We start from the raw sequence: 24,332 nt of genomic DNA on the forward strand, positions 1-24,332 counted from the left end.
AGTACGACATGAGTGCCGTGATCAAAGACGCATCCCAGCAGAACGACAAACCCCTGGTCAGCCTGCGCAACCTGAACAAGCACTACGGCGACTTCGCCGCCGTGGACAACATCTCGCTGGACATCAAGGACGGCGAGTTCCTGACCTTCCTCGGCTCCAGCGGCTCCGGTAAAAGCACCACGCTGTCGATGCTCGCCGGTTTCGAAACGCCGAGCAGCGGCGAGATCCTCGTCAACGGCCAGTCGCTGGTCAACGTACCACCGCACAAGCGCGACATCGGCATGGTGTTCCAGCGCTATTCGCTGTTCCCGCATCTGTCTGTACGCGACAACATCGCCTTCCCGTTGGCGATCCGTAAACTGGCGGCGGCCGAGCGTAACAAGCGCGTCGATGCGATGTTGAAACTGGTGCAACTCGAACAATTCGCCCATCGCCGCCCTTCGCAACTGTCCGGTGGCCAACAGCAACGGGTCGCCATTGCCCGAGCGCTGGTCTACGAGCCACGCATTTTGCTGATGGACGAACCGCTGGGTGCGCTGGATAAAAAACTGCGTGAGGATTTGCAAGATGAATTGCGCCAACTGCATCGGCGCCTGGGCATCACCATCGTCTATGTGACCCACGATCAGGAAGAAGCCATGCGTTTGTCGCAACGCATTGCGATTTTCAGTCACGGCAAGATTGTCGGTCTGGGCAGCGGTTATGACCTTTATCAGAATCCGCCGAATGCGTTTGTCGCCTCGTTTCTCGGCAATTCGAACTTCCTCAAGCTCAAGGCGCAGGGTAACGCGGCGGCGAGTTTTGAAGGGCAGTCGTTGTCGATTCGACTGACGGCTGGATTGCACACCGATCAGGATGTATTGCTCATGGTGCGTCCGGAAAAAGCGCTGGCATTGAGTGTGCAGCAGGCGACTGATGAGCCATTGGCAGCGGGTTGGAATCAGGTGTCGGCGAAGGTGGTGGAGGTGCTGTTTCTGGGTGAGAGCCAGACGTGCAGCGTGGTCACCTCGGGTGGGACGTCGATGACGGTGAAGGCGCTGTCGGCGGCGGGCATGCCGCTCAAGGCTGGCGATGAGGTGCGGGTGCGTTGGGCTACGGCGGATGCCTGTGTTTATACCGAATGGACTGAAAGTGACCTCAACAAAGCCGCCGGGGCCCACTAACCTGCGGATCCCCCTGTGGGAGCGAGCCTGCTCGCTTCCACAGTGATTTTGTGGTGTTCAGGCTATCGGGGTAAAGCCTTCGATCTGATCCGGCCACGCCGTCAACACTTCAAACCCGGTCTCCGTCACCGCCACCATATGCTCCCACTGCGCCGACAGCGACCCGTCCCTGGTCAGCACGGTCCAGCCGTCCGGCATGTTCTTCACATGACGCTTGCCGGCATTGAGCATTGGCTCGATGGTGAAGATCATCCCGGCCTTGAGCTTCATCCCCTGATTCGGGAAACCGTAATGCAGGATCTGCGGTTCATCGTGGTAGATCTTGCCGATGCCGTGCCCGCAATACTCGCGCACCACGCTGAAGCCTTCCTTCTCCGCCAGGCTCTGAATCGCATGGCCGATATCCCCCAGCGTCGCACCCGGGCGCACCGTGCGGATACCGGCGCACATGGCGTCGTAGGTGGTCTTGATCAGATGCTGCGCCTCAGGCGTAGCCTCACCGACCACATACATGCGGCTGGTGTCGCCAAACCAGCCATCCTTGATCACGGCGATGTCGAGGTTGACGATGTCACCGTCCTCCAACGGTGTGCCTGACGGAATGCCGTGGCACACCACGTCGTTGACCGAAGCACAGACGGTTTTCGGGAAGCCGTGGTAGCCGACGTTGGCCGGGATGGCTTTTTGCACATTGACGATGTAGTCGTTGCACAGCCGATCCAGCTCATCGGTGGTCACGCCAGCCTTGACGTGGGGCACCAGCATCGCCAGTACCTCGGCGGCGAGTTGGCCAGCGGCGCGCGATTGCGCGATCTCGGCCGGGGTGTTGATCTTGATCTGGTTTCTCATGCGCTGACGGCTTCCTGAGTCAGTTGTTGCAAATCCAGCCCACCGTTCTGCTCGGCGCGGATCAGCAAGCGGCAAATGGCACTGTGGTCGAGGTTGGGGTGCAGCTCGGCGAGCATGCCGATGCGCATCCAGTGCTCGGCCTGCGCGTTGATCGAGCGGCTGAGTGCGTTGCTGGAGATGCGCAGATTTTCGTGCATGTCCTCTGAAATCTTGACGATGCCCATTGTGGCTTCCCATACGATTCATATATGTTTTATATATTAATCGTATATTGCAGAAAAAGGCAAACCGCTCGCCACACCACCCTTGGGTTACGTCAATACCAGCGCTCGTCAGCCGCTCGCCACCATCGGCAAAACCTTCTGCAACCCATTGCGGGGAAGGTCCTCAAGCCCATCGATGCCAAAAGCCAGATAACGGCTGCGCCACTTGAATACCACCGGGGCCGAGATATTCAATCGGAAGCTGACTTCCTTGGGGGACAGTCCGCTGTCCAATAACAGCAGGATCGTCGCGCGGGTGACGCTTCTATACGGCAGAAGTCCGGAGCGAGCGATTTTCTTGAGTCGTTCGCGATCTTCGTCCACCAATAAAAAGTGGATCGCCTTCTTGGCCATGTTGCCTCCGGATCAAATAATTCAGTCGTTTTACTTACTGGTCGAAGCCATAAGCACGCCAAAGCAGAAAAAGGTGATACCCGACAGTTTGCCGACAATTCTGGCGCCCTTGTTCGTCGACAGCCAGCCCCGCGCGCCGTTGGCCATCAGCGCGTAGCCACTGTGCACAAGCACGACGAGCAGGCTGTAGGAGGACACCAGCAAGAAAAACTGGCTGTAGTAATTACCTTCCGGCTTGATGAACTGAGGGAATACGGCCAGGAAGAAGAAACCGGCCTTGGGGTTCAGCAACTGAATCGACAGCGCCTCGACATAACGACGCCACGGACGTGGCGACGTGAGTTTGAGTTCGGGGATGAAGCTCTGAGTACGCCACATCTTTATCCCCAGGTACAACAAATACAGGGCACCGATGTATTTGAGAATCGTGAATGCAACGGCCGAGGTCGCCAGGATCAATCCGACGCTGCTGGCGGAAATACCCGCCACCATAAAGGCACCTGTCGCAATGCCGAGGATGCCGGGCAGCGAACCGGTCCAGCCATGCCGCAACGCATTGGAAAGCGTCAGCACCACCCCGGGACCGGGGCTGAGAACAGTCAGGGTTGCCAGAATCAGAAACAGTCCATAACTAGCCATAAATCACTCCACCAAGCAGGACATTCAGGAGGCCGTGAGTGACCGATAATTTTGGACTGACATTTCATCAACGGCCGGCAAGACAAAAAGCGGCCTTCAGATTGGCGTGAAGCCGTAACGCTGACAAACACTTTAATTGCACCGCAGATGTGACTAAATTAGACACATGATTTCAGACCTCCCCCCCTTGAACGCCGTTCGTGCCTTCGCCGCTGCCGCTCGTTACCAGAGTTTCAGCCGTGCAGCCGAAGAACTGCATGTCAGCCACAGCGCCGTCAGCCGTCATATCAAGCTGCTGGAGGAGCATTTGGGGGTATTGCTGTTCGAGCGCCGAACCCGCCAATCCTTGCTCACGCCCGCCGGCCAGACGTTTTATGAGCACATCAGCGTAGCCCTGACGCAGATCGCTAACGCCGCCACCGCGCTGACCCGTGGCGCTTCATTGCGCAAAGTCATCATCAACGTACGTCCGTCCTTTGCGGTGCGATGGCTGATCCCGCGCTTACCCAATTTCATGGCGCTGTATCCGGACATCCAGCCCGAAGTGGTCACCAGCACCCTGCCGCCTGATCAATCGCGGGAAAAATTCGACGTCGTCATCCGTCGGGGAGATGCCGGATGGTCATCCAATGTTCAACCGCAAATATTGCTGGAAGATGACATGATGCTGGTGGCGGCGCCGTCACTCCTGCAAACGGTGCCGTTGAACAGTGCGCAGGACGTTGCTCGCCACACCCTTCTGGCTGGCAAGACGCGCGCGATGGACTGGAAGAACTGGGCCGAGCACGCCGATATCGCGATGTTGCGCCAGCAACCCATCCTGCAATTCGATCACATGCACCTGGTGTTGCAAGCCGCCGTCGATGGCCTCGGCCTAGCGCTGTGCCCGGCGTCCCTGCTCGGCAAGGACCTGGCGACTGGACGGTTGATCTGCCCGCTGCCTTCCCTGCGCTTGCCACTGACCCGTTATTACTACGGTGTCGCCCGGGAATCTGCGGCCGAAACCCGGATTTTTATTGACTGGATGCTTTCCCTCGCTCATGAAGACACGGCGGGCGTTTCGTCATGAACCTGCGCCCGCCCCTTGCCTCGGTCACCCGGTAACGCCAAATCGCAGGCAAAAAAAAGCTGCCAAAAACGGCAGCAAAAACTTTAAGAACACGCGATGTGTTGACCCAAGCTTAGGCGGCGGATAATGACAGTGTCATGACAGTCGCACGCTCATTGAACCGCCCCTGCCCCGTCATCAGGATGTCATCAAGTCAGCGGCATAATCCTCGCAAACCGTCTCCAGCCTAGACGGATGCTTTGCAAGGATTCCCATGAAAGAAGATGCCTCGCTGTTTGCCGCCATCGACCTGGGTTCGAATGCCTTTCGCCTGATGATCGGCCAGTCGGTGCGCAGCCGAAAGGGCTTGATGATTCAGGAAGTCAAAACCTTGCGGGAACCGGTGCGGCTCGCCGAGGGTTTTGAGGGCGGTGCGCTGGACACTTCGGCTCTGGATCGCGGCTGGCAGGCACTGGCCCGCTTCGGCAAAAAATTACGCGGTTTCGAGCCGGGACGAGTGCGAGCGGTGGCCACCAGCGCGGTGCGTGAGGCGGACAATGCGCAGTTGTTTCTGGCCAGCGCAGAGCGGCATCTGGGTTTTCGCATCGATGTCATTTCCGGGGATGAAGAAGCGCGACTGGTGTATGCCGGTGTGGCTCACACCTTGCCCGGGGTCGAGGACATGCGCCTGGTGGTCGATATCGGCGGCGGTTCCACCGAACTGATTCTCGGCCAAGGTTCGCAACCGTTGCTGACCGAAAGCATTGCCATTGGCAGCGGCACCTTGAGTACACGTTTTTTTCGCAACGGTGCAGTTTCCCCCGGTGCCCTGCAAGAAGCCGAACGCTTCGCCATCCTGCAATTTGAAAAAGTCGCTCGGCGCTATCGTGCTCAGGGCTGGCAACAGACCATTGGCTCTTCCGGCACCGCGCGCATGCTGGCCAAGGTGCTCAAGGCCAATCGCCTGAACGACTTCGGCCAGGACGGCATTACCTACGCCGGACTCTTGCGTCTGTCGCTGCTTCTGCTGAAAGTGACCAATGTTCAGCAACTCAAACTCGCCGGTCTGCAACCCCACCGCCAAAGCATCCTGCCCGGCGGGCTGGTGCTGATGCTGGCAGCGTTCAAGGTGTTCGGCATTGCGCAGATGGTGCCGTCCGAGCCAGGTCTGCGCCTCGGTGTTTTGCACGGCTTGATGAGCAAACACTGATCCTGTCCCACATGCACCGCCCGCCCCACGGCTTTTGTTCGGCAACACCGCCGATCCCCGTCCTGATCCCCTCGCCAATTCAGTTCTATAGTTAGATCAAAATCGCTGGCCTTTTCCGCCCGTCGGGTGGTTGCGGCAGCCCCCTCCACAGCCTATGTTGCTTGCGAGCTTTTCCCGCGAACGGAACGCGATCCATCACCAACAAGAGGTGAAGAATGTCAAAGGAATCCCGCCCTGCTGTCCTTGGGCTGATAGGAAATACCCCGCTGGTACGAGTCACTCGCTTCGATACCGGCCCCTGCACACTGTTCCTCAAACTCGAATCACAAAACCCTGGCGGTTCGATCAAGGATCGTATCGGTCTGGCGATGATCGACGCCGCCGAACGTGATGGTCGCCTTAAACCGGGCGGCACCATCGTCGAGGCCACTGCCGGCAATACCGGCCTGGGTCTGGCGCTCGTTGGCCGTGCCAAAGGCTATCGCGTGGTGCTGGTTGTCCCGGACAAAATGTCCACCGAGAAAGTCCTGCACTTGAAAGCCATGGGCGCTGAAGTGCACATCACCCGCTCGGATGTCGGCAAGGGCCATCCCGAGTACTACCAGGACGTCGCCGCACGACTGGCGAAAGACATTCCCGGCGCGTTCTTTGCCGATCAGTTCAACAACCCGGCCAACCCACTGGCCCATGAATGCAGCACCGCGCCGGAGATCTGGGCGCAGACCGAACATGACCTGGATGCGATTGTGGTCGGCGTTGGCTCGGCAGGCACCCTGACCGGACTGACGCGGTTCTTCAAGCGCGTGCAGCCGGATCTGGAGATGGTCCTGGCCGATCCGGTTGGCTCGGTGATGGCGCAATACAGCCGTGACGGCTCGCTGCCGACCCCCGGTTCGTGGGCGGTCGAAGGCATTGGCGAAGACTTCATTCCGTCGATCACCGATCTCTCCAGCGTTCGCCACGCTTACTCGATCAGTGACGAAGAAAGCTTCGATCACGCTCGCCAATTGCTCAAAGCCGAGGGCATTCTGGGCGGCTCATCCACCGGCACCCTGCTCGCCGCAGCATTGCGTTATTGCCGCGAACAGACCGAGCCGAAACGCGTGGTGAGTTTTGTCTGCGACACCGGCACCCGCTACTTGTCGAAGGTTTACAACGACCAGTGGATGACCGACCAAGGCCTGTTACAGCGCAAGGGCTATGGCGACCTGCGCGATCTGATCGCCCGGCGTTTCGAGGACGGCCGCGTCATCAGCGTCGGTCCAGACGACACGTTGCTGACCGCGTTCCAGCGCATGCGCCTGGCGGACGTTTCGCAACTGCCAGTGCTGGTTGAAGGCAAGGAACTGGTCGGTGTGATCGACGAATCAGACATTCTGCTGGCCGTTCACGAAGATGCCGCCCGCTTCAGTCAATCGGTCTCCAGCGTGATGACCGACAAACTGCAAACCCTCGCCCCCGGCGCGCCTCTCGCTGAACTGGAATCGGTGCTCAGCCGCGGCCTCGTCGCCATCATCGCCGACGCTTCAGGCTTCCATGGCCTGATCACCCGCACCGACATGCTCAACCAATTACGGAGATCCCTCGCATGAGTCAGCACGACAAAAACACCCAAGGCTTCGCGACCCGGGTGATCCATGCCGGGCAAGAGCCTGACCCGACCACTGGCGCTCTGATGCCGCCGATCTACGCCAACTCCACCTACCTGCAAGACAGCCCCGGTGTGCACAAGGGGTTCGATTACGGGCGCTCGCATAACCCGACGCGTTTTGCCCTTGAGCGCTGCGTGGCGGATCTGGAAGGTGGCACCCGGGCGTTTGCCTTCGCTTCCGGGCTGGCGACGATTTCCACGGTGCTGGAACTGCTCGATGCCGGTTCACACATCATTTCCGGCAATGACCTGTACGGCGGCACCTTCCGGTTGTTCGACAAAGTGCGCCAACGCAGCGCCGGGCATCGTTTCAGCTACGTCGATCTGACTGACCTGTCAGCGTTCGAAGCATCGCTGCAGGACGACACGCGCATGGTCATGGTCGAGACGCCGACCAACCCCTTGTTGAGCCTGTCGGATCTTGCCGCCATTGCGCGCATCTGCCGGGCACGCGGCATCATCACTGTCGCCGACAACACCTTTGCCAGCCCGTATATCCAGCGGCCGCTGGAGTTGGGTTTCGACATCGTGCTGCACTCGACCACCAAGTATCTGAACGGCCACTCCGATGTCATCGGCGGTATTGCCGTGGTCGGGCAGAATGCCGAGCTGGCGGAACGTCTGGGCTTTTTGCAAAACGCGGTCGGCGCGATTTCCGGGCCGTTCGATGCATTTCTGACGTTGCGCGGTGTGAAAACCCTGGCGCTGCGCATGGAGCGCCATTGCAGCAACGCACTGGATCTGGCGCAGTGGCTCGAGCAGCAGCCGCAGGTCAAACATGTCTACTACCCGGGTCTGGCATCACACCCTCAGCATGAATTGGCCAAGCGGCAGATGCGCGGTTTCGGCGGGATGATTTCCGTGGACTTGAACACTGATCTGGCCGGCGCGCGACGCTTTCTTGAGAACGTGAAGATCTTCGCTCTGGCCGAAAGCCTGGGCGGCGTCGAGAGTCTGATCGAGCACCCGGCGATCATGACCCACGCCACGATCCCCCCTGAAACCCGCGCAAAACTGGGGATCGGCGATGGGCTGGTGCGTTTGTCCGTGGGTGTCGAAGACATCGAAGACCTGCGCGCCGATCTGGCCCACGCACTCAAGCAGATCTAGTCCTGCAAGAACGACAAAGCCCGCACGATGCGGGCTTTGGTGTTCGAGTAGGCGGCCAGCGCTGGTCTCTGGCTTACAAGGTTTATCAGGCTTCTCACAGTACCGGGCTAATTTGAAAAAGTAGTGCCTCGGCTGCTTCACACGGCGTAAGGGCTGGATCTCAGCGCGGAGATCTTTCTAACCGTGTACCCTTCGGAACGCGCCCCGCGCCCCCTTGCTATCCGATTGCGCATCAGTCTGCGTCTTCACCTACAACTTTGAGCCTAGCAAACGCACGGAAAACCGGGTTGGCGTTTTTAGACTGATTTCCTTCTTGCCCCTGCCTGCAAGGAAGTGAAACGACTATCGCCCATATCCTTGTCATCCCGCAGGATGGGCAGCGAATGCCGATCTATACTTCTCCAGTTGCGTTTCCAAGTGCGATCGAAATCATCGACACCCGTGCGCCAGTCGGTGCACCCGTGCCAATTGCCAAACAGCTTGACCCGAGTCAGTGAGTCGAACGCCAAAAATCTAACGGCGGGCATTGCCCAATTGCGGTGTGGCTGATGGGTCGTGGAGAAGATCATGAAACACAAGCTTTTGTCAGGCGTTGTATTAGCGGTAGCGACTACGATTGCGGCGCCCGGGATCTGGGCAGCACAGCCGCAAGCAGTGGCTGCGGATGGGTCGGATCGTGTCGGCGCCGGAGCTGTTGCGGCGGACGGCGCTGACCGTGTCGGCGCCGGGGCTGTTGCGGCGGACGGCGCTGACCGGGTCGGTGCCGGGGCTGTTGCGGCGGACGGCGCTGACCGTGTCGGCGCCGGGGCTGTTGCGGCGGACGGCGCTGATCGGGTCGGTGCCGGGGCTGTCGCGGCGGATGGCGCTGACCGTGTCGGTGCCGGGGCTGTTGCGGCGGACGGCGCTGACCGGGTCGGTGCCGGGGCTGTTGCGGCGGACGGCGCTGACCGTGTCGGCGCCGGGGCTGTTGCGGCGGATGGCGCTGACCGTGTCGGCGCCGGGGCTGTTGCGGCGGACGGCGCTGATCGCGTGAACGCTAACCGCCTCGCCTATTCCCGCGCCGGCGTCGGTTCCGACCAAGTTGCCTCGGCACTGATGACGGGCAATTATTCCGACCAGTTCAACAGCCCGCAATAACCCCTCCCTGGACCCAGCGGGCAGCTCCGATGAGCCGTCCGTTCGGCGCCGCACTAGCACATTTGTGCTAATCGACCGCTCTGCCGCCCGGCGCTATATTCCCCCGCAACCCCCAATGTTCCTAAACACTGCCGCTTGGCGGTGCTCAGGATCGTTGTGCTCGGAAATCAGAACAACACCAAGGAAGAAACACCATGAAACTGCATGCACACCTCAGCAAAATCGTCGCCGTCGGTGCCCTGCTCCTGGGCACCACCGGTTGCCAGACCATGAAACCCACCGAAGCCAGCATGAAAGAGCGCGCCCAGACCGTCATCGGTAAACCGGTCTCGAAAATCGACAACATCCGTAACGACAGCACCCTCACCTACTACACCGCCCACACCCCGGCCGGTGAATACAACTGCCAGTTGCCCAGCGGCGCAATCATCGCCGTGGCGAGCATGGGCATCATGAAGCCACCGCTGTCATGCCTGCCGAAAGGTGCCTCGCCGCTTCCATTTCAATAATGCCTCTTCCTCGGTAAAGGACTACGTTCCGTCATGAAAACCCTGATCGCAACTCTCACCCTCGCCTCCCTTTTTTTGACCGGCTGCGCCACACCAAAACAATGGGAAGCCACTGGCGGCAGCAAGAACGATGGTGTCGTCCAGGTCTCCTACGAGCTGGGCCAGTTCGAAAGCGGCCAGACCAGCGCCGAACAAGGCCTGACCGTCGCTGTACAGCGCTGCAAGACCTGGGGCTACAAAAACGCCGAGGTCACCGGTTCGGAGAAAAACATCTGCCGCACCATGGGTCAGTACAACTGCCTGCAAACCACCATCACTCAGGATTACCTCTGCAAGCGTTGACTCAAACCTGCTCGACCGGCTCGGTTTGCCGGTCGCGCAGGGCACGCAAGGTCGCGCGCAACTCGACCGGGCGTACCGGTTTGGACAGGATGGCAATTTGGCGGTCGTGCAAGGCCGCCTGTATTTTTTCGATGTCATGCCCGGTGATGATCATTGCCGGCACCGCCCAGCCGCGTTGGCGGCGCACCTCGTCAATACACTCGATACCAGTGGCATGGGCGCCAAGATCATAATCGGCAACAATGATGTCGCAATCGGTGGTCAAGTCCTGCCCCGTCAACTCGGCCTGCACCACGCAGCCCCAGCGCTCCAGCAACGCCGATGTCGCCATCAATACGTTGCGATCGTCCTCCACCAGACACACCTTCAGCCCGGTCAACAGGCCGACCTGGCGCGCTTCATCGCGATTGACCGATAGCTGCGGCGGCGCAGTCGTGGGCAGCCCCGACATGATGACAGCCGTACCCCGACCGATTCGCGAGCGCAACGCGACATCAAGATCAATCAACTGCCCCAGGCGCTTGACGATCGACAGGCCCAGCCCTACACCTTCGACATCTTTGTCACGCACTTGGCGAACCCGGTAGAACTCCTCGAATACCTTTGGCAAATGCTCTTCGGCAATGCCGCTGCCCTGATCGTAAATCACGATAGCCAGCCCTGCTCCGCGCGTGCGCACACCGATCAGCACCGGCCGCTGCGCACCATATTTGAAACAGTTGGAAAGCACGTTCTGCACCATGGTCGCGAGCAGCGACGGATCGGTTCGAACCCAGTAACGACAGGGTCGCAAGCGCAGTTCCACGCCAGCCCAACGCGCGGCTTCGGCATTCTCGCGGATCAGATCGGCAAGCCATTCGCCCAGATTCAGGGTTTGCAGTTTTGGCAGAATCCGCCCGTTATCGAGGGTGTACAGGTCGAGAATCGAGCGGAACAACTGCGATACGTTCAGCAGCGAACGGTCGATGTTGTCGACCAGCCGCCGCTCCTCATCCCCCAGCCTCGACTCACGCAGGCACGCGGTAAACAGGCCGATGGAGTGAATCGGCTGACGCAAATCATGGCTGGCCTGGGCGAGAAACCGCGACTTCTCCAGATTGGCCGCGACCGCTTCCTCGGAGGCCTTGCGCGTGCGTTCCAGCAGCAGGTGCGCGTAGAACGGGATCACCGTGCTGGTGATCATCAGCATCAACACCATGAACGGTTGCGCCTGCCACACCGGCGTCAGGCGATAAACGCAGAGCAGCGCCAGCAACGCCAACACCGTGGCAATCGCCAGATAGCGCGAGCCGTATCGCATGCCGTTGCCGAGGTTGACCCAGATGATCACCGCATAAAGCGGCAACGCCGCTTCGCCGCCAACCACCAGCCCGAAACAGGTGCCGGTGTAATCGTGAACCATGGCGAAAATCCGTCGTGCCGGGTAATGCCCCGGCCAGCGCACAATCGTCTGACGCAGCACAATCGAGGCCAGCAAAAACAGACAGATATACGTGACCACAGGCAGGTAGGTATCGAAGCGTTGGCCCGGCAAAAAACCCAGTACACCGATATAAACCACGGCAATGCCAGCGATGATAATGCGCAGGTTGGCCTGGTCGAGTTCGGTGTTTTTCTCGAACTTCATCGTTAACGTCCTTGTGCCGCAATCGTCATATTCGGAATGAGCCTACAGGCAATCCAAGCGCCCAATGCTAAGGTGTTTGCCAAGAACAAGCCTGACCCAGGGAGGGTCACGCCATGACATGCCGAATTATCATAGCCGACGATCACCCGATGTTTCGCGAGGCCATGCTGCGCACTGTCCAGCGCCTGCTGCCCGACGCGAGTATCGAAGAGGCTGGCGACCTGGCCAGCGTAATGGCGCTGCTGCCCTGCGGCGACGAGCCGGACACGCTGATTCTGGATCTGCGCTTTCCCGGACTCACCTGCGTCAGCCAGCTCGCTGAACTGCGCCGACGCCTGCCGCGTACCACCCTGATCGTGGTGTCGATGGTCGATGATGAAACGTTGATCAGTGAAGTCATGGCCGCCGGCATCGACGGTTTCATCGGCAAGAACATTGCCCCGGGCGAGATTGGCCAGGCGATCCTGGCGATTCGTGAAGGCGAAGTGTTGGTGAAATTCGCCCCGTCAGGCCTGCTGCCGCTGGAGACCGGCACTGCCCTCACGCCCCGTCAGCAGGACGTGTTGCGATTGATCGCCCAAGGCAAGACCAACAAGGAAATCGCCCGTGAACTGGATATTTCACCGTTCACGGTGCGGATTCATGTCTCTTCGTTGCTGCGCACGCTGAACGTGCCATCGCGGGCGGCTGCAGCGGTGCGTTATTCCGGGGTGGGTGAATGACCTTTTATCGATTACTGGCGTTTGGCATGGAGTTCGCCATCACGACCTGACAGGAAGTCTCGGCCATAACCGTAGTTTCAAGCGCGCGCAACGGCTGCACCGGACTACCGCTGGAGCAGATACGCCAGCGCTCCTTCAGAATTTTTCCGGCACACGTTTGAAGGGGTGATCCAGCTCCTGATAGTCACCGGGTTTTTGGCGTTTGGGCAGAATCACCGGCTCACGCTCGACTTCCTTGTACGGGATGCGGCTGAGCAGATCGGTGATGATGTTCAAGCGTGCCCGGCGCTTGTCGTTCGAATCAGCCACTCTCCACGGGGCGTGTTCGGAATCCGTTGCCGCAAACATGGCATCACGAGCACGTGAATAGTCGTACCAGCGGCTGTAGGACTGGAGGTCCATGGGCGTCAGTTTCCAGATCTTGCGCCCGTCCTGGATACGCGCTTGAAGGCGTCGGGTCTGCTCCTGCTCACTTACCTCCAGCCAGTACTTGAGCAGGATCACGCCGGAATCGACGATGGCACGCTCCACCGCCGGGACAGCATTGAGGAAACCGTCCACCTGCTCTTCACTGCAAAATCCCATTACACGTTCGACGCCGGCACGGTTGTACCAACTGCGATCAAAAATCACCACCTCGCCGGCGGCCGGCAAGTGTGGAAGGTACCGTTGAATATACATCTGACTTTTTTCGCGATCAGTCGGTGCCGGCAGCGCTACGACACGGAAGACCCGCGGACTGACACGTTCGGTCAGCGCCTTGATCGTACCGCCCTTGCCTGCACCATCGCGACCCTCGAAAACGATGCAGATCTTGATGCCCTTGGCCTTGACCCATTCCTGAAGCTTGACCACCTCGATATGCAGGCGGCGCAACTGCTCGAGATAATCCTTGTTTTTCAGCTTTGCCGGTGCAATGGCGCGGTGTTTGGCGGTTTTTTTCTTGTCCTTGTCTTTTACCTTTGCCATAACCCAACACCTCATTTAATCGTCGGTAGCTGAACAGCGTAGGTGCAGAGGCGGTTTTAGGCCAATGACGCCGCTCTTCTCGCCCTCTACGACCTATGGGTCTACCTGCGCCATCAGTTCCGGCACCGACTCCGGCCGTTTGGCATAACGCTGCGCCAGCACCGCACAGACCATCAGTTGAATCTGGTGGAACAGCATCAGCGGCAAAATCAGCACGCCGATGGTGCTGCCGGCAAACAACACCTGAGCCATCGGCACGCCAGTGGCCAGGCTCTTTTTCGAGCCGCAGAACAGGATGGTGATGCGGTCTTCCTGGCTGAAGCCAAACGCCTTGCCCAACAGCGTCGATGCCACCAGCACCAGTGCCAGCAAGATGCAGCAGACCAGCACCAGGCCCAACAGATCAACGACTGGAATCTGACGCCAGATACCCTCGTTGACCGCCTCGCTGAACGCACCGTAGACCACCAGCAGAATAGAGCCCTGATCGACAAACTTCAGCCAATTCTTGTTACGCCCCACCCACGCGCCAATCCAGCGACGGGCGATTTGACCGGCAATGAATGGCAGCAGCAGTTGCATGCTGATTTTCAGGATCGCATCGAGGGTCGAACCGCCGTCGCCATGCACATTGAGCAGCAGTGTCACCAGTAACGGCGTCAGGAAAATCCCGAACAGGCTGGACGCCGCCGCGCTGCAAATTGCAGCCGGAATATTGCCCCGCGCCAGCGAAGTGAAGGCAATTGCTGACTGCACAGTGGCCGGCAATGCACAGAGGTAAAGCATGCCCATGTACAACTGGTCGCCGATCAATGGCGACAGCAGCGGTTTCAGCGCCAGCCCCAATAGCGGGAAAAGGACAAAAGTCAGGCCGAACACCAACAGGTGCAGGCGCCAATGGCCGGCACCGGCGATGATCGATTCCCGCGACAGTTTGGCGCCGTGCAGGAAAAACAGCAGCGCGATGGCAATGTTGGTCAGCCAGCCGAAGCCGACCGCGACCTGACCGCTGGCGGGCAGGAAGCTGGCTAGCAGCACGACGCCTATCAGCGTCAGGGTGAAATTGTCGGGGAGGAATCTTGGGCGCGTCATGATGTGTTTATCCGGGGGTTGCCAGTGCGTGACGACGACTCTAACGTGACAGCCAATTACCGACTAACGCCGAAGAGCCTTCAGATGCCGCCTAAAGGACATGACAAAAGTATCCGGCGCAGTATTCCCGGGCTGCCAAGCCTGCCACGCCCGCTGTACGGACGCACCGAATCGCTGCCCAATCGCGCTCTGACCCGGCGCCACAGTCATCCTTGGGTGCAACTCTCCTACGCAATTCAGGGAGTGCTTGAGGTGCAGACCAGCGCTGGGCGGTTCGTTGCACCGCCGGAGCGCGCGGTGTGGATTCCGGCCGGCGTACCGCATCGGGTATTCAGCTCGCCACATACCGAGATGCGCAGCCTGTACATCGATTGCAGCGTCGTCGGTTGGGCGGTTGAGCATTGCCATGTGCTCGGCGTCAGCGATTTGCTCAGGGAACTGATCCGTGCGTTCAGTCAGGTGCCGGTGGAATACGACCAGAACGGCGCGCATGGGCGCCTTGCGCAGGTGATCCTCGATCAACTGGTCGATGCCCCGCACATTGACCTGATGCTGCCGTTGCCGCAGGACCCGCGCTTGCGGCAGATCTACCAAAGCCTGGAGCAACGCCCGGAACAGCAAACCACGCTGAGCCACTGGAGCGAGAAACTCGGCGTCACCGAAAAAACCCTCACGCGTCTGTTTTTGCGCGACACCGGCCTGACCTTCCGCGCCTGGCGCCAGCGCCTGCGCCTGCTCGGCGCCCTGACACCGCTGGAGAAAGGCGAGCGCGTCACGGACGTCGCGCTGGCCTGTGGTTATGACTCGACGTCGGCGTTTATCGCGGCATTTCGTCAACAGTTTGGGGAAACGCCGGGGGAGTTTTTTCGTTGAGGCGCCAAATATTTTTTCCGGAAAACGAGCAAGCATCGGGTTGCCGCTTTACCCCCCGACACTTCGGTTTTATCGAACTCTGACCAAGAAATAAACGATTTTTCTTTGCCACAAACTCGTCGTTAGCATGGCCTCGTCTGACCCTCTTACAACCAAAGACAGGGAGCGTGACATGCCAGCCACGAACATCAATATCGGCGAACCCTGGATGTGGGGTGCCTTCATCGTCTTCGTTCTTGCCATGCTGGCATTGGATTTGTTTGTGTTCGGGGGGCGCAAGGCGCATCGGGTATCCGTTCGCGAAGCCTTGGCCTGGGTCATTGCCTGGTGCTTGTTGGCCCTGTCGTTCGCAGCCCTGCTGTGGTGGTATCTGCACGGCACGTTCGGCGGCGAAATCGCCCGACAGAAAACCCTGGAATTCCTCACCGGTTATCTGATCGAGCAATCGCTGTCGATCGACAACATGTTCATCTTCGTAATGATCTTCAGCTACTTCGCCGTGCCGCCGGAGTTGCAGCGCCGGGTGCTGCTGTACGGTGTGCTTGGGGCAATCGTGATGCGCGCGGTGATGATTTTCGCCGGTGTGTGGCTGGTCTCGCAGTTTGAATGGCTTCTGTATGCCTTCGGCGTGTTCCTGATCATCACCGGGATCAAGATGCTGGTGTTCGCCGATCAGCAGCCGGATCTGGAAAAAAATCCTTTATTACGCTGGGTGCGCGGCCATCTGCGCGTCACCAGCGGTTTTCATGGCGAACGGTTTTTCGTGTTGCAGAACGGCGTACGCTGGGCAACGCCAATGTTCCTGGTGCTGGTGCTGATTGAGGCCAGCGATCTGATGTTTGCGGTCGACAGCATCCCGGCGATCTTCGCCGTCACCACTGACCCGTTTATCGTCTTCACCTCGAACATCTTCGCGATCATGGGCCTGCGCGCGCTGTACTTCCTGCTGGCGGACATGGCCGACCGCTTTCATCTGCTCAAGTACGGTTTGGCGATTGTGCTGGTATTCATTGGCGGCAAGATGACCCTGATGCCGTGGTTTCACATGCCGGTGGAGTGGTCGCTGGCGGTGGTGGGTGGTGTGATCCTGGGGTCGGTGTTGTTGAGTCTGCTGCTGACCAGAGACAAAACGCCGGAGAACCAGTCACCATAAGCCCCTGTGCGAGTAAGCCTGCTCATTTCCCGGCAATCAGCTCTGCTTGTAACCGCGCACTTCATCAACGCCACGGTTAGCCAACTGGTCAGCCCGCTCGTTGCCGTGATGGCCAATGTGTCCGCGCACCCACTTCCACGTGACCTTGTGGCGGTTGACCTGCTCATCCAGCTCTTTCCACAGATCAGCGTTCTTCACCGGTTCCTTGGCAGCGGTTTTCCAGCCGCGCTTCTTCCAGTTGGCCATCCACTCGTTGATGCCCTTCATGACGTACTGCGAGTCGGTCACCAGCAGCACTTCACATGGTCGCTTCAAAGCTTCAAGGCCGCGAATGGCGCCGAGCAGTTCCATGCGGTTGTTGGTTGTGTTGGCTTCGCCGCCCCACAACTCCTTCTCAACGCCCTTGCACACCAGCAAAGCACCCCAGCCACCCGGGCCAGGGTTGCCCTTGCAGGCGCCATCGGTGAACAGTTCTACGTTATCGACGCTTTCGCTCATGCCAATCTATCCAGAAAAAATACATGCCTCGCCAATCGCGGATTGACGATGACCGCGGCCGGAGCAGGTCCGGCCACTGTAAAAAAGAAGGTTTACGGTTCGATGCGGCGGCGGTTGACCTTGGCCATCGGCAGCGGAATCAGCTTGCCCATCGGCTCGCGACGCTCCTGACGCAGGGGCCGCAGCCCGACCACAATCTTGCGCGCCACCAATAAATAGAAGCCGCCGCCCGACAGTTGCCAGTCACCGGCCTTGCGTTCCCAGCCGGCCAGTCGGGCCTGCCACTTGGGCGAAGCAAGCGGCGGACGATAGCACCCGAAGCGGCGTTTCTCCAGCGCAAAACCCAGCAGATTGAGCCAGTCGGCGACCCGCGACGGCGAGATGCAACGGGCCTGGCGCAACGCATCATGGGCGAATACATGACGCAGGCCCCAGGTGCTCCATGGGTTGATTCCGATGATCAGCAGGTGCCCGCCGGGGCGCACGCTGCTCGCGGCTTCGCGCAACAGGCCATGGGGCGACAGGCAGAAATCCAGACCATGCTGCATGACCACCACATCGGCGGCGTGTTCGCTCAATGGCCACGCCTGCTCTTCGCAGACGATTTCGACACCCGGCAGCGGCGCACCGAGCCGCACATTGCGCTGCACTTGCGGTGCCGACGGCGGGGTGTCGGCCGATGGGCCGTAATGCACGAGATAGCCGCCAAAGAAGCGGCCCAACTCGTCTTCGAGCATGCGCCGCTCTTCATCCAACAGAAATTGCCCGAGCGGGCCCGACAGCCATTCACGGGCGGCGCTGATCAACGCCAGCCAGTCCGGATCAGCCTGAGCGAACGCTTTATCGGTCATGTCATTCTCCAACGCGCCAGGAACTACTAAGATGCGCCAATGTTTTCCGCTTGGCGAATTCCGACGATGATACAGATCAGTGCCCTGCCCGCGTTCACCGACAACTACATCTGGTTGTTACAGGATCACCGTACCCAGCGCTGCGCCGTGGTCGACCCGGGCGATGCCGCGCCCGTACAGGCTTGGCTAGCGGCGCATCCAGGCTGGGTGCTGAGCGACATCCTGATCACCCACCATCATCATGACCACGTTGGCGGCGTCGAGCGCCTGAAGCAGGCCAGCGGCGCGACCGTTTATGGTCCGGCCAGCGAAAACATCCCGGCGCGCGATATTGCCCTCAAGGACAACGACAAGGTCAGCGTGCTCGGCTGGGACTTCGATGTCTATGCCGTGCCCGGTCACACCTTGGGACACATTGCCTATTACCACCACGGCCTGCTGTTCTGCGGCGACACGCTGTTTGCCGCCGGGTGCGGCCGGTTGTTCGAAGGCACCCCGGAGCAGATGCATCATTCGCTCGGCCGTCTCGCCGCCTTGCCAGAAGATACGCTGGTCTACTGCACCCATGAATACACCCTGAGCAATCTGAAGTTTGCCGCAGCGGTCGAGCCGGGCAACCCGGACATTGCCGCCCGTCTGGAAAAAGTCACCCAGCAACGGCAAAACGGTGTCATGACCCTGCCCTCGACCCTGGCCCTGGAAAAGCTTACAAATCCGTTTTTGCGCACCACTGAAACATTAGTTACACAAAAAGTGGACGAACGGGCAGGCGCTCAAAACCGGGCGCCGAGTGAGGTTTTTGCGGCTCTGCGGGCATGGAAAGATACGTTCTAAGTGCCTCGACGCCGGGTCCAAAAATTCTGAATGGTTGACCGCAGGGGGTGCGCTTTCTAGAATCGCCCGACATTTTTGCCCGGAACTTACTTCCAGCCAATGTCGTCATCCATACGTAAGTCCGTCAATTCAGACGCATTGACCCGCTTGGCGCAAGCCATCGCGGTGGCTGTGTCCGCCACGCTGGCGGGCTGTTCCAGCCATGCTCCGCAGACTGAAGCGACGCATACGCCAAACATTGCTGCGCGAGCCAAGCAGAAGCCGATCTGGCTGACCGAGAAGCCCAGCCCACAGGTTCCCCAGGACATCTGGGAACGCATGCGCCAGGGTTTCCAGCTGCAGGAAGGTCTGGGCGTGAACCCGCGAATCGAGCAGCAGCGCCTGTGGTTCGCCAGTAACCCCTCTTTTCTCGAGAATGCCGGTGAACGCGGCAGCCTCTACATTCATTACATCGTCGAACGCCTCGAAGAACGCAACATGCCGCTGGAACTGGCCCTGCTGCCGGTGATTGAAAGCGCCTACAACCCGATGGCCTATTCCCGGGCCAACGCGGTGGGTCTCTGGCAATTCATCCCTTCCACGGGACGTTACTTCAACTTGCGTCAGACCCGCTTCTACGACGGTCGTCGCGACATCACCGCCTCGACCACCGCGGCGATGGATTACCTGACCCGTCTGCACGACATGTTCAACGGCGACTGGCTGCTGGCGCTGGCGGCTTACAACGCCGGTGAAGGCACGGTCAGCCGCGCCATCGAGCGCAACGAGAAGCTCGGTTTGCCGACCGACTACTGGAACCTGCCGCTGCCGGCGGAAACCCAGGCGTACGTGCCGAAGCTGCTGGCGCTGTCGCAAGTGGTATTGGCGCCGGAAGCCTACGGCGTGAACCTCAACCCGATCGCCAACGAGCCGTACTTCCAGGTCGTCGAAATCAACCAGCGCATGGACCTGTCCAAAGTCGCTGCCGTTGCCAACATCGATGAAGACGAACTGTTCCAGCTCAATCCGGCCTTCAAGCAGCGCACCACCATCGACGGCCCTCAGCATTTGCTGGTGCCGACGTCCAAGGCGCAACTGCTGACCGCCAGCCTGCAGACCATGCGGCCTGACGAACTGATCAGCCCGCGCTCACTGAAACCGGTGTTTGAAGGCGCCGATCCTTCGGAAGTGGCGCAGCTAAAGCGCGCTTACCGCGTCAAGCGTGGCGACAACCTCGGCTCTATCGCCAAGGCCAACAAGGTCGAAGTGAAGGACCTGCAACGCTGGAACAAACTGAGTGGCAAAAACCTCAAGGTCGGCCAGACGCTGGTGATGCAGGACACCACCAAACGCAGCCCATCGCGCAACAGTGGCCGGGTCAACACCGTGATCGCGGCCAATAGCAAGACCAAAGGCAAGGCCGACAGCGCGCAGCAGACCCAGTACAAGGTCAAGCGCGGCGACACGTTGTATGTGGTCGCCAAGCGCTTCAACGTTGAGATGCAACATCTCAAACGCTGGAATCCGGGTGCCGGAAAAGCGTTGAAGCCTGGGCAGATGCTCACGGTTTATCAGCCGCACTGAGTAGAAACCGAAAGATCGTCCGATCGCGGCCCGAGCCTTCGGCAGCACCTGCATTGATCCGTGTAGGAGCTGCCGAAGGCTAGGGCCGCGATCGGACGATTTTTTTTTGCATTAACACTGCATTAACCGCCTATCTTTTTCCTGTCCATACAAGCTGTTACTGTACGGCCCACAAAGCCCAAGCCGCCTGGATCGGATCTGACTTGAAGCGTCCCCTCCTCCTGTTCCTGATCAGCCTGGCCTTGAGCTCACCCGCAAGCGCGACGATTACCGAAAGTCACGGTTATGCGCAGTTCGGCACGCTCAAGTACCCGGCCAGATTTACCCATTTCGACTGGGTCAACCCGCAAGCGCCCAAGGGCGGTACGTTGCGGGTGATGGCGTTTGGCACCTTCGATACGGTCAATCCGTACACGTTCAAGGGCAGCAGCCCTGTATCCACCGGGAATTTTCTTCAGTACGGCATCAACGAACTGAACGAGCCGCTAATGGTCGGCACCGGCCAGTACTCGCCGTCCGGCGATGAACCGGCCTCCAGTTACGGCTTGATCGCGCAATCGGTGGAGTACAGCGAGGATCGCAGCTGGGTGGTGTTCAATCTGCGCCCTGAAGCACACTTTCACGATGGCACGCCGATCACCGCCTACGACGTGGCGTTCTCCTATCGCCTGCTGCTCAAGGAAGGCCACCCGCTATACCGCACGGCGCTACAGGAAGTGCTGCGGGTCGACATTCTCAACAAACAGCGCATCCGCTTCGTGCTCAAGCGCTCCGGCAATCCCCTGTTGATCCTGCGCCTCGGTGAGTTGCCGGTGCTGGCGCAGCACTATTGGAAGGATCGCGACTTCAAGGCCACGACCTTCGAGCCGCCGCTGGGCAGTGGGCCGTATCGCATTACCTCGGTGACGCCGGGTCGCCAATTGATCTTCGAACGGGTCAAGGACTACTGGGGCAAGGACTTGCCAGTCAATCGCGGCAAGTACAACTTCGATCGCATGGAGGTCGAGTTCTACCGCGACAGCGACGTGGCGTTCGAAGCGTTCAAGGCCGGTGAGTTCGACATCTACATTGAGCATCAGGCCAAGAATTGGGCCAACGGCTACAACTTCCCGGCCGTGCGCCGTGGCGAGGTGATCAAAGCGCAGATCCCGCATCAGATTCCGACCCAGAGTCAGGGCCTGTTCATGAACACCCGGCGCGCAACCTTCGCCGACGTCAAAACCCGCGAAGCCCTGGGCCTGATGTTCGATTTCGAGTGGACCAATCGCGCGCTGTTCAGCGACGCCTACAAACGCACCACCAGTTACTACCCCAACAGCGAATTCAGCGCCAGCGGCGTACCGGTCGGACATGAATGGCTGATGCTCAAGCCGTACAAGGACCAATTGCCGGCCAAACTGTTTACCGAACCGTTCACGTTGGCGCAGACCGACGGGCGCGGCATCCCGCGGGAAACCATGCGCAATGCCCTGGCGCTGCTGGCAGAGGCTGGCTGGAAGCTCAACGGTCAGCGCCTGCGCAACGCCGCCGGCCAGCCACTGAGTTTCGAACTGCTGCTGGTCAACCCGAATCTGGAACGTATCCTTCAGCCGTATATCGAGAACCTCAAGAGTATCGGCATCGACGCCCGCCTGCGCACGGTAGACCGCGCACAGTACAAACAACGTCTGGACCAGTTCGATTTCGACATGATCCTGATGACGCTCAACCAGACACTCAGCCCGGGCCTTGAGCAATGGCAGTACTTCCATTCCAGTCAGGTCGGGGTCAAGGGCAGCAAGAATTACGCTGGCATCGCCAACCCGGTGGTCGATCACCTGCTTGAACAATTGCTCGCCGCGCAAACCCGCGATGAGCAGGTCGCCGCCGGCAAGGCCCTCGACCGCGTGCTGCTCTGGCAGCACTACATCATTCCCAACTGGTACATCAATTATCACCGTCTGGCCTACCGCAACCGGTTGGCCTTCGTCACCACGCCGCCCTACACCCTGGGCCTGAGTGCGTGGTGGCTGAAGTCTTCGGAGAAAGAGCAATGAAGCCTATCCGCGCCCTGCTCCTGCAGGCCAGCGGCATGCTGTTCGCCGGGCTGGCCTTGGCCGCCCCGCAACACGCCGTGACCCTGTACAACGAGCCGCCGAAATACCCGGCCGATTTCAAGCATTTCGATTACGTGAACCCCGACGCGCCCAAGGGCGGGATCTTTCGCCAGGCCGGGTTCGGCGGGTTCGACAGCCTCAACCCGTTCATCAGCAAAGGCGTACCGGCCGATGACATCGGGCAGATCTACGACACCCTGACCAAGCACAGTCTCGACGAGCCCTTTACCGAATACGGCTTGATCGCCGGCAAGATCGAAAAGGCCCCGGACAACAGCTGGGTACGGTTCTACCTGCGACCCGAAGCACGCTTCAACGATGGTCACCCGGTGCGCGCCGACGATGTGGTGTTCAGCTTCCAGACCCTGACCAAGGAAGGCTCACCGCTGTTTCGCGGTTACTACAACGACGTGGCCGAAGTTGTCGCTGAAGACCCGCTCAAGGTACTGTTCAAGTTCAAGCACACCAACAATCGCGAACTGCCGCTGATCCTGGGTCAACTGCCCGTGTTGCCAAAACACTGGTGGGCCGATCGTGACTTCAGCAAGGGCAATCTGGAAATTCCGCTGGGCAGCGGCCCGTACAAAGTCACCGAAGTGAAGGCTGGCCGCTCGGTGCGCTACGAGCGAGTCAAGGACTACTGGGGCAAGGATCTGCCGGTCAATCGCGGGTTCTACAACTTCGACACGATGACCACCGATTACTACCGTGACAACACTGTCGCGCTGGAAGCGCTGAAAGCCGGACAGTTCGACTACTGGCTGGAAATGACCGCCAAGAACTGGGCCAACGCCTACAACGTCCCGGCGGTGACTGAAGGTCGCCTGATCAAGGAATTGATCCCCAACAGCAACCCGACTGGCATGCAGGGTTTTGTCTTCAACCTGCGCCGCCCGGTGTTCCAGGATGTCCGAGTACGTCAGGCGCTGGGCCTGCTGTTCGATTTCGAATGGACCAACAAGCAGTTGTTCAACGGTGCGTATACACGCACGCGCAGCTATTTCGAGAACTCGGAAATGGCCGCCACCGGATTGCCCGACGCTGACCAGGTGGCGATCCTCGACCCGTTCCGCAGCAAACTGCCAGCGCAGGTATTCAGCGAAGCCTTCGAGAACCCGAAGACCGACGCCAGCGGCATGATCCGTACCCAACAACGTGAGGCCTACCAACTGCTGCAAGAGGCTGGCTGGAAGATCGTCGACGACAAAATGGTCGACGCCACCGGCAAACCGGTGGTCATTGAGTTCCTGCTGGCGCAGACCGATTTTGAACGCGTGCTGTTGCCGCTCAAGCGCAACCTCAGCGACCTTGGCATCGAGCTGGTGATCCGCCGCGTCGACGTCTCGCAGTACATCAACCGCGTGCGTTCGCGGGATTTCGACATGATGGTCGGCAGCTTTGCGCAGTCCAATTCGCCGGGTAACGAGCAGCGCGAATACTGGATGAGCGCCGCCGCCGACAAACCGAGCAGTCGCAACACCATGGGTCTGAAGGATCCGATCGTCGATCAACTGGTCGAGAACCTGATCAACGCCGATTCGCGCAAAAGCCTGGTGGCCCACGCCCGAGCGCTGGATCGCGTGTTGCAGTGGGGCTATTACGTGATCCCCAACTGGCACATCAAGACCTGGCGCGTGGCGTACTGGAACCACATCGGCCATCCGAAAGTTTCGCCCAAGTACGACATCGGCACGAGCACCTGGTGGGTCAAGCCCGATGCCAAACCGGCAATAGAAGTCGAAACCAAACTGCAAGCCGACCCTGCGGGCACGGAGTAAT

The 24,332-nt window shown here is 59.7% G+C and carries 23 protein-coding genes and 1 pseudogene; 15 read left to right on the top strand and 9 right to left on the bottom strand.

All coding sequences use genetic code 11. The features are described from left to right. Positions 1-8: 8 nt before the first annotated feature. Positions 9-1,163, top strand: coding sequence for an ABC transporter ATP-binding protein (locus ACA069_RS16435; protein WP_497614359.1), 1,155 nt, complete (start codon positions 9-11; stop codon positions 1,161-1,163). Between the two features lie 57 nt (positions 1,164-1,220). On the opposite strand, the gene map is transcribed toward ACA069_RS16435, so the two are convergent. The 4 genes and pseudogenes from map to ACA069_RS16455 all read right to left on the bottom strand — a co-directional run bounded on the left by map (position 1,221) and on the right by ACA069_RS16455 (position 3,268). Further along, the gene (map, locus tag ACA069_RS16440; protein ID WP_497614361.1) at positions 1,221-2,012 is read right to left on the bottom strand and encodes a type I methionyl aminopeptidase; all 792 of its coding nucleotides are present in this window, start codon (positions 2,010-2,012) and stop codon (positions 1,221-1,223) included. Then, the gene (locus ACA069_RS16445; RefSeq protein WP_007918027.1) at positions 2,009-2,236 is read right to left on the bottom strand and encodes a ParD-like family protein; all 228 of its coding nucleotides are present in this window, start codon (positions 2,234-2,236) and stop codon (positions 2,009-2,011) included. Before ACA069_RS16445 ends, map begins: the two co-directional genes overlap by 4 nt. A gap of 144 nt (positions 2,237-2,380) precedes the next feature. Continuing rightward, a pseudogene (locus ACA069_RS16450) lies at positions 2,381-2,530 on the bottom strand (helix-turn-helix domain-containing protein); the annotation flags it as partial. Positions 2,531-2,659: 129 nt separating this feature from the next. Beyond that, complete coding sequence (locus ACA069_RS16455; protein WP_305438332.1) at positions 2,660-3,268, bottom strand: LysE family translocator; 609 nt, start codon at positions 3,266-3,268, stop codon at positions 2,660-2,662. Between the two features lie 166 nt (positions 3,269-3,434). On the opposite strand from ACA069_RS16455, the gene ACA069_RS16460 reads away from it, so the two are divergent. The 7 genes from ACA069_RS16460 (at position 3,435) to yecR (ending at position 10,275) form a co-directional block, all read left to right on the top strand. Further along, the gene (locus ACA069_RS16460; RefSeq protein WP_489881328.1) at positions 3,435-4,337 is read left to right on the top strand and encodes a LysR substrate-binding domain-containing protein; all 903 of its coding nucleotides are present in this window, start codon (positions 3,435-3,437) and stop codon (positions 4,335-4,337) included. Positions 4,338-4,590: 253 nt separating this feature from the next. Beyond that, the gene (locus tag ACA069_RS16465; RefSeq protein WP_187678642.1) at positions 4,591-5,526 is read left to right on the top strand and encodes a Ppx/GppA family phosphatase; all 936 of its coding nucleotides are present in this window, start codon (positions 4,591-4,593) and stop codon (positions 5,524-5,526) included. A 215-nt stretch (positions 5,527-5,741) separates the two neighbouring features. Then, the gene (locus ACA069_RS16470; RefSeq protein WP_187678643.1) at positions 5,742-7,118 is read left to right on the top strand and encodes a pyridoxal-phosphate dependent enzyme; all 1,377 of its coding nucleotides are present in this window, start codon (positions 5,742-5,744) and stop codon (positions 7,116-7,118) included. Further along, a complete protein-coding gene (locus tag ACA069_RS16475) occupies positions 7,115-8,287 on the top strand; it encodes a cystathionine gamma-synthase (RefSeq protein ID WP_401266994.1) in 1,173 nt (390 codons plus the stop codon). The genes ACA069_RS16470 and ACA069_RS16475 overlap by 4 nt, the downstream gene beginning before the upstream one ends. Before the next feature lie 567 nt (positions 8,288-8,854). After that, positions 8,855-9,424 (top strand): hypothetical protein, encoded by a 570-nt coding sequence (locus ACA069_RS16480; protein ID WP_497614364.1) that lies wholly within the window; start codon positions 8,855-8,857, stop codon positions 9,422-9,424. Between the two features lie 194 nt (positions 9,425-9,618). Next, positions 9,619-9,933, top strand: a complete 315-nt coding sequence (locus tag ACA069_RS16485; protein WP_401266988.1) for a hypothetical protein — start codon at positions 9,619-9,621, stop codon at positions 9,931-9,933. A gap of 33 nt (positions 9,934-9,966) precedes the next feature. Further along, on the top strand, positions 9,967-10,275 hold the full coding sequence (yecR, locus tag ACA069_RS16490) for a YecR family lipoprotein (protein ID WP_489881333.1): 309 nt from the start codon (positions 9,967-9,969) through the stop codon (positions 10,273-10,275). Between the two features lies 1 nt (position 10,276). On the opposite strand, the gene ACA069_RS16495 is transcribed toward yecR, so the two are convergent. Then, complete coding sequence (locus ACA069_RS16495) at positions 10,277-11,902, bottom strand: ATP-binding response regulator (protein ID WP_489881334.1); 1,626 nt, start codon at positions 11,900-11,902, stop codon at positions 10,277-10,279. Between the two features lie 113 nt (positions 11,903-12,015). Between ACA069_RS16495 and ACA069_RS16500 the strand changes: the two genes are divergently transcribed. Next, the gene (locus ACA069_RS16500) at positions 12,016-12,624 is read left to right on the top strand and encodes a LuxR C-terminal-related transcriptional regulator (RefSeq protein ID WP_489881335.1); all 609 of its coding nucleotides are present in this window, start codon (positions 12,016-12,018) and stop codon (positions 12,622-12,624) included. Positions 12,625-12,759: 135 nt separating this feature from the next. On the opposite strand, the gene ppk2 is transcribed toward ACA069_RS16500, so the two are convergent. Then, on the bottom strand, positions 12,760-13,593 hold the full coding sequence (ppk2, locus tag ACA069_RS16505; protein ID WP_187678649.1) for a polyphosphate kinase 2: 834 nt from the start codon (positions 13,591-13,593) through the stop codon (positions 12,760-12,762). A 93-nt stretch (positions 13,594-13,686) separates the two neighbouring features. Beyond that, positions 13,687-14,685 carry a bile acid:sodium symporter family protein gene (locus ACA069_RS16510; RefSeq protein WP_187678650.1) on the bottom strand — a complete coding sequence of 333 codons (999 nt, stop codon included), beginning with the start codon at positions 14,683-14,685 and terminating at the stop codon, positions 13,687-13,689. Positions 14,686-14,769: 84 nt separating this feature from the next. On the opposite strand from ACA069_RS16510, the gene ACA069_RS16515 reads away from it, so the two are divergent. After that, positions 14,770-15,558: an AraC family transcriptional regulator gene (locus tag ACA069_RS16515; RefSeq protein WP_187678651.1), complete on the top strand. Its 789-nt coding sequence runs from the start codon at positions 14,770-14,772 to the stop codon at positions 15,556-15,558. Between the two features lie 172 nt (positions 15,559-15,730). After that, a complete protein-coding gene (locus ACA069_RS16520; protein ID WP_187678652.1) occupies positions 15,731-16,711 on the top strand; it encodes a TerC family protein in 981 nt (326 codons plus the stop codon). Positions 16,712-16,747: 36 nt separating this feature from the next. Here ACA069_RS16520 and rnhA read toward each other — a convergent pair whose 3' ends face one another. Together rnhA and ACA069_RS16530 are read right to left on the bottom strand one after the other, a co-directional pair. Next, positions 16,748-17,209 (bottom strand): ribonuclease HI, encoded by a 462-nt coding sequence (gene rnhA / locus ACA069_RS16525; RefSeq protein WP_187678653.1) that lies wholly within the window; start codon positions 17,207-17,209, stop codon positions 16,748-16,750. A gap of 92 nt (positions 17,210-17,301) precedes the next feature. Further along, entirely contained in the window at positions 17,302-18,060 is a 759-nt protein-coding gene (locus ACA069_RS16530; RefSeq protein ID WP_187678654.1) for a class I SAM-dependent methyltransferase, read from the bottom strand. Positions 18,061-18,126: 66 nt separating this feature from the next. On the opposite strand from ACA069_RS16530, the gene gloB reads away from it, so the two are divergent. From gloB to ACA069_RS16550, 4 genes are all read left to right on the top strand, one after another. Then, positions 18,127-18,894: a hydroxyacylglutathione hydrolase gene (gene gloB, locus ACA069_RS16535; protein ID WP_187678655.1), complete on the top strand. Its 768-nt coding sequence runs from the start codon at positions 18,127-18,129 to the stop codon at positions 18,892-18,894. Positions 18,895-18,993: 99 nt separating this feature from the next. Next, the gene (locus ACA069_RS16540) at positions 18,994-20,457 is read left to right on the top strand and encodes a transglycosylase SLT domain-containing protein (RefSeq protein ID WP_497614369.1); all 1,464 of its coding nucleotides are present in this window, start codon (positions 18,994-18,996) and stop codon (positions 20,455-20,457) included. Positions 20,458-20,660: 203 nt separating this feature from the next. After that, positions 20,661-22,493 (top strand): extracellular solute-binding protein, encoded by a 1,833-nt coding sequence (locus tag ACA069_RS16545; RefSeq protein ID WP_497614371.1) that lies wholly within the window; start codon positions 20,661-20,663, stop codon positions 22,491-22,493. Beyond that, the gene (locus ACA069_RS16550) at positions 22,490-24,331 is read left to right on the top strand and encodes an extracellular solute-binding protein (RefSeq protein WP_497614373.1); all 1,842 of its coding nucleotides are present in this window, start codon (positions 22,490-22,492) and stop codon (positions 24,329-24,331) included. Before ACA069_RS16545 ends, ACA069_RS16550 begins: the two co-directional genes overlap by 4 nt. The last annotated feature ends 1 nt before the right edge of the window (position 24,332 follow it).

Source organism: Pseudomonas sp. LBUM1652 (assembly GCF_059716105.1).

Bases quoted from the DNA above. Each gene is read 5' to 3' on its own strand.
- ACA069_RS16435 (WP_497614359.1), top strand. From the start codon at position 9: ATGAGTGCCGTGATCAAAGACGCATCCCAGCAGAACGACAAACCCCTG.
- map (WP_497614361.1), bottom strand. From the start codon at position 2,012: ATGAGAAACCAGATCAAGATCAACACCCCGGCCGAGATCGCGCAATCG.
- ACA069_RS16445 (WP_007918027.1), bottom strand. From the start codon at position 2,236: ATGGGCATCGTCAAGATTTCAGAGGACATGCACGAAAATCTGCGCATC.
- ACA069_RS16455 (WP_305438332.1), bottom strand. From the start codon at position 3,268: ATGGCTAGTTATGGACTGTTTCTGATTCTGGCAACCCTGACTGTTCTC.
- ACA069_RS16460 (WP_489881328.1), top strand. From the start codon at position 3,435: ATGATTTCAGACCTCCCCCCCTTGAACGCCGTTCGTGCCTTCGCCGCT.
- ACA069_RS16465 (WP_187678642.1), top strand. From the start codon at position 4,591: ATGAAAGAAGATGCCTCGCTGTTTGCCGCCATCGACCTGGGTTCGAAT.
- ACA069_RS16470 (WP_187678643.1), top strand. From the start codon at position 5,742: ATGTCAAAGGAATCCCGCCCTGCTGTCCTTGGGCTGATAGGAAATACC.
- ACA069_RS16475 (WP_401266994.1), top strand. From the start codon at position 7,115: ATGAGTCAGCACGACAAAAACACCCAAGGCTTCGCGACCCGGGTGATC.
- ACA069_RS16480 (WP_497614364.1), top strand. From the start codon at position 8,855: ATGAAACACAAGCTTTTGTCAGGCGTTGTATTAGCGGTAGCGACTACG.
- ACA069_RS16485 (WP_401266988.1), top strand. From the start codon at position 9,619: ATGAAACTGCATGCACACCTCAGCAAAATCGTCGCCGTCGGTGCCCTG.
- yecR (WP_489881333.1), top strand. From the start codon at position 9,967: ATGAAAACCCTGATCGCAACTCTCACCCTCGCCTCCCTTTTTTTGACC.
- ACA069_RS16495 (WP_489881334.1), bottom strand. From the start codon at position 11,902: ATGAAGTTCGAGAAAAACACCGAACTCGACCAGGCCAACCTGCGCATT.
- ACA069_RS16500 (WP_489881335.1), top strand. From the start codon at position 12,016: ATGACATGCCGAATTATCATAGCCGACGATCACCCGATGTTTCGCGAG.
- ppk2 (WP_187678649.1), bottom strand. From the start codon at position 13,593: ATGGCAAAGGTAAAAGACAAGGACAAGAAAAAAACCGCCAAACACCGC.
- ACA069_RS16510 (WP_187678650.1), bottom strand. From the start codon at position 14,685: ATGACGCGCCCAAGATTCCTCCCCGACAATTTCACCCTGACGCTGATA.
- ACA069_RS16515 (WP_187678651.1), top strand. From the start codon at position 14,770: ATGCCGCCTAAAGGACATGACAAAAGTATCCGGCGCAGTATTCCCGGG.
- ACA069_RS16520 (WP_187678652.1), top strand. From the start codon at position 15,731: ATGCCAGCCACGAACATCAATATCGGCGAACCCTGGATGTGGGGTGCC.
- rnhA (WP_187678653.1), bottom strand. From the start codon at position 17,209: ATGAGCGAAAGCGTCGATAACGTAGAACTGTTCACCGATGGCGCCTGC.
- ACA069_RS16530 (WP_187678654.1), bottom strand. From the start codon at position 18,060: ATGACCGATAAAGCGTTCGCTCAGGCTGATCCGGACTGGCTGGCGTTG.
- gloB (WP_187678655.1), top strand. From the start codon at position 18,127: ATGATACAGATCAGTGCCCTGCCCGCGTTCACCGACAACTACATCTGG.
- ACA069_RS16540 (WP_497614369.1), top strand. From the start codon at position 18,994: ATGTCGTCATCCATACGTAAGTCCGTCAATTCAGACGCATTGACCCGC.
- ACA069_RS16550 (WP_497614373.1), top strand. From the start codon at position 22,490: ATGAAGCCTATCCGCGCCCTGCTCCTGCAGGCCAGCGGCATGCTGTTC.